The sequence below is a fragment of the Pseudomonas putida genome (assembly GCF_002906855.1).
Classification (GTDB): Bacteria; Pseudomonadota; Gammaproteobacteria; order Pseudomonadales; family Pseudomonadaceae; genus Aquipseudomonas; species Aquipseudomonas putida_N.
The window spans coordinates 1-1,292 of sequence record NZ_MINI01000045.1 but is presented as its reverse complement, the minus strand read 5'-3'; the positions used below and the strand labels follow the sequence as shown (position 1 = coordinate 1,292).

General features: G+C 62.0%; 1 protein-coding gene. It reads right to left on the bottom strand.

Translation table 11 applies throughout. The annotated features are described in order from the left end of the window. Positions 1-1,189, bottom strand: a 1,189-nt coding sequence (locus BGP85_RS22405) for a retention module-containing protein (RefSeq protein ID WP_146048994.1), incomplete at its 3' end; no start/stop codon positions are given. Positions 1,190-1,292 lie beyond the last annotated feature (103 nt).

The window sequence follows — 1,292 nt, the reverse complement described above, 5'->3', positions numbered from 1 at the left end:
AGCCGTCTGCGGCCAGGACCAGCGTGCCGTAGGTGCCGGTGTAAGTACCGGCAATCACTGGACCGCCTGCCACACGGTCGGCGCCTTGGATATCGTTGGTCAGCACGCTCCCGGTCAGTTCGACATGCTGCTCGGTCGCCTTGACCACGTTGTCATCATCGAACGCCTGCGGCGCATCATCATGGATGATCACATCCAGCAAGCCCTGAGCGACATCACCGTTACTGTCACTGACCAGGACCGGCAGGTGCTCGGTCAGCGACTTGGCCCCATCGTTCTCGATATGTTGCCCGGATGCCGTGAGCGTGTAGGTGTAACTCACCTCGCCCGTGCTCGGGTTGTAACCGGTAATCGTCAGGATATTGCCCAACCCGGTAGTGGTCGACTGGCCAACGCCGGTCACCACACCGCCCGTCACCACGTTGATGTCACCTACACTAAGGTTGAACACGCCATCCTGAGCGACCACGGTAAAGCTGCCCTGCCGGGTCAAAGCCGCCGCATCACTGGCAGAACCCAGTGGCAGATTCGCCTCGTTCAGGTTCAGCTCACCCGGGGCGATATCCAGGCCCAGCAACGTGACTGGATGATTTTCGTCTACCGTCGGGATGGACGGCTCTGTAGGTACCGTGCCGCCGTCACCACCGACAGGCCGACCGTTGAGCGAACTGCCATTGCTGGGGTCAAGGCCGCCAACTTCGCGGTTGGCAAGCTCGGGAAAGCCATTGAAGCCTGCCGTCGGGAAGCCCACCACGGGATCGACACGGGCGCCGACTTCATCGAGCATGACGAAACTGTGGCCACCTCCCAGCGCCCCGGTTGCGCTAGGGCTACCTGACCCGGCGGCGGTCGCCTCAGCGCTCTGGGTCGGGTCGTCACCTGCGGCAATCGCCTGCTGGATACGTTCCACATCACTCAATTGCGCGTCGCTCGGTGCTACATCGTGGTCCGGCGCATGGGGGGCCCGGTTGGCGAGCAGGTCCGGCGTCATCTCCAGGCTGCTGTCACGGCCCAGGGTCAACTCGGCACCGTTCTGCAGGCGTACCGCCACGGCCCCGGCAGCACCCGTCTCCAGTTGCTCGCCAGCAAACAGGCGATCGCCTTCGATCAGAGGGCGCCGACTACCATCGCTGGCGACTGCGATTACCTGGCCAATTACCTTGCTGACCACACCGACTAACTTAGCCATGAGCGAACACCTCCCTTACTGATCGGCTACATCAGCCAATGACATTGCGCACCTGAATTCAACACATAAGTGCAACGCTCACCCCTGTATGCACTTCGTACGG